The following is a 2,960-nucleotide window of genomic DNA, read 5'->3' as shown; positions in this document are numbered from 1 at the left end:
GCTCTCGATCATCAGGCCGATGATGCGCTCGTCGCCTGCCGCGACCTGGCCGGCGACATCTGCCGCCACCTTGGGCTGGTTCTCGGGCTTCTTGGCCGAGTTGGCGTGGCTGACATCGATCATCAGACGGGGCGCAACGCCGATGCGGGCGAGTTCCACAGCGGCGGCTTCGACGCTCGCCGTGTCATAGTTCGGCTGAACGCCGCCGCGCAGGATAACGTGGCAGTCCTCATTGCCCGTGGTCGTGGCGATGCCGCTGCGCCCGCCCTTGGTCACCGCCATGAAATGATGCGGCTGCGCGGCGGATTTCACCGCCTCGGCGGCTATGCGCAGATTGCCGTCGGTGCCGTTCTTGAAGCCGACCGGGCAGGAGAGGCCCGAGGCCAGTTCGCGGTGGATCTGGCTCTCGGTCGTGCGCGCGCCGATCGCGCCCCAGGCGACGAGGTCGGCAATGTATTGCGGGGTGGTCATGTCGAGGAATTCGGTCGCAGCCGGCAGGCCGAGATTGTTGACGGCCGACAGCACATTGCGTGCCATCCGCAGCCCCTTGTCGATGTTGAAGCTGCCGTCGAGGTGGGGATCGTTGATCAGGCCTTTCCAGCCGACCGTCGTGCGCGGCTTTTCGAAATAGACCCGCATCACGATCTCCAGCCGGTCCGACAGGCTCTCGCGCAGCGCCGCGAGACGGCTGGCGTAATCGACGGCCGCGACCGGATCGTGGATCGAACACGGGCCGACGATGACGAGCAGCCGGTCGTCGGTCCCGTTCAAGATGGCATGGGTTGCATTGCGCGATGCGCTGACGGTGCGCGTCGCCGTCAAAGTGCGCGGTATCTCCCGCATCACCTCGTCCGGTGTGCTCAGTTCTCGGATTTCCTTGACCCGGAGGTCGTCTGTGGTGGTCAACACGGCTTTCTGCTCCTGTCGAGAGCATGATGCCGAAAAGTGTGAAGCGGTTTTCGGACGACATCATGCTCCCCTTTGATTTAGAGGAAACCTGCCGGCTGAAAACAAAAAAGCCGCCAGGTATGGCGGCTGTTCGGATCTTGTTGCTGCAATCTTCAGATCGAGCGCAATCCTCCCGCCGCCAGCGAGCTCCTAAAGTACCAATATGTGACGGTCAGGTTGATCATGAGGCTCATATAGTCGATGCGGAGGCACTTGTCACGTGCCCTGATGCGGAGACAATTCGGGATGGCCGAAGCACCCAAATTTCGTCATCCCTGGGCGGAGCAGGAGCGAAGCTCCGTCGCGGAGACCCTGGGATCCATTCCGTGACTTTGGCCGAATGGTGCAGCGGAGCAGAATTCCGCACCGCAGCAACGCTCAGAAGTCGCGGCATGGATCCTCGGGTCTGCGCCGCGTCGCTACGCTCCTTGCACCGCCCGTGGATGACGAAGTGATGGGCGTTTGAGACTCGCCGGCGTTACTCCGGTGACGCCCCCGCAATGCTTTGATCGTAGTCGACCAGCGACCCGGTCATGACACCGGACTGCGGGCTGACCATGTAGCTGATCAGACGGGCAAGCTGGTCCGGCTTGACCAACTGGCCCATCGGCTGCGTCGCTTCGGCCTTCGCCAGCCAGTCGTCCGGCGCGTCGTGCCACTTCTTCTGCACGATGTCCTCGCCTTCCGTATCCATCCAGCCGGGCAGCACCGCATTGCAGCGGATGCGGTTGTAGCGATAGGCATTGGCGACATTCTTGGTCAGCGTCATCAGCGCGCCCTTGCTGGTCGAATAGGGCGTCAGGAACGACTGGCCGGTATGCGCCGACATCGACAGCACGTTGACGATCGAGCCGGGTGCCTTCTTTTCCAGGAGATGCGCCACCACGCCCTGCATCAGGAAGAACGGGCCGCGCACATTGGTATCGAAAATCGTATCGAACAACTCTTCGGAGGTTTCGACCAGCGAACCGCGCGCCGAAGTGGCGGCGGCGTTGACCAGCGCGTTGACGGTGCCGAAATGCGAGATCGCGGTGGCGACCGCGCGCTTGCAGTCCGCCACTTTTGACACATCGGCGCTGATGAAAATCGCATCGACGCCGGCTTTCTTGAAATGGGCGACAGCCTTGTCGCCCTTCTCCTGCGAGCGGCCGATGAGCGCCAGCGCCCGGCAGCCCTCGTCGGCCAACGCTTCGGCAACGGCAAAGCCGATGCCTTGCGCGCCGCCGGTGACGATGGCGCGTGTCTGTGAATTGCGATCGGCGGATGCGCTCATCGCTTTGCTCCTGGATTGAGTTCCGGTTCTTACTTGTCGAGGCGGACGGTCTTGCCGGTGGTTGCCGACTTTAGCGCGGCGTCCGCCAATCGAAGCGCGATAAGCCCATCGGCGCCGCTGGGTGATGCCTTCTTGCCCGAGGTCGCGGCGGCGATGAAAGAGGCAATCTCGATGGCATAGGCGTCGAGATAGCGGGTCATGAAGAAGTCGTGCAGCGGCGGGCGCGTATAGCCCTTCTCATTGGCCAGTTCGATCGACACCGGCCGCTGGTTCTCGGCAGCCACCATGCCTTTCGAGCCATGCACCTCGATGCGCTGGTCGTAGCCATAGGTGGCGCGGCGCGAGTTGGAGATGACGGCCTGCTTGCCGGACGCGGTCTCGAGAATGACGCTGACCGAGTCGAAATCGCCGGCCTCGCCGATCTTCTTGTCCACAAGCACCGAGGCATGCGCGCTCACGGCAACTGGTTCCTCGCCGAGCAGGAAGCGCGCCATGTCGAAATCATGGATGGTCATGTCGCGGAAAATGCCGCCCGAGCGCTTGATGTAATCGATCGGCGGCGCGCCCGGATCGCGCGAGGTGATGGTGACCATCTCGACGGTGCCGATGGCGCCGTCGTCGATCGCCTTGCGCACAGCGGCGAAATGCGGGTCGAAACGCCGGTTGAAACCGACCATCAGCGTCGCCTTGGCCTTGTCGACCACGGCCAGGCATTTCTCGACGCGCTTGACGTCGAGGT

3 protein-coding genes are annotated in these 2,960 nt (G+C 63.0%); all 3 read right to left on the bottom strand.

What is annotated here, in order from left to right:
* Positions 1 to 909 (bottom strand): 3-deoxy-7-phosphoheptulonate synthase (locus EN969_RS24630; protein ID WP_127419469.1); only part of this gene is annotated, 909 nt, incomplete at its 3' end.
* A gap of 517 nt (positions 910 to 1,426) precedes the next feature.
* Positions 1,427 to 2,221: an SDR family oxidoreductase gene (locus tag EN969_RS24625; RefSeq protein WP_013528365.1), complete on the bottom strand. Its 795-nt coding sequence runs from the start codon at positions 2,219 to 2,221 to the stop codon at positions 1,427 to 1,429.
* Between the two features lie 29 nt (positions 2,222 to 2,250).
* Positions 2,251 to 2,960: Gfo/Idh/MocA family oxidoreductase (locus EN969_RS24620; RefSeq protein ID WP_127419468.1), on the bottom strand; the 710-nt coding region annotated here is incomplete at its 5' end.

Source organism: Mesorhizobium sp. M7A.F.Ca.CA.003.01.2.1, assembly GCF_003998945.1.
Lineage (GTDB): Bacteria > Pseudomonadota > Alphaproteobacteria > Rhizobiales > Rhizobiaceae > Mesorhizobium > Mesorhizobium ciceri.
This window is presented reverse-complemented; position numbering and strand designations above follow the sequence as displayed.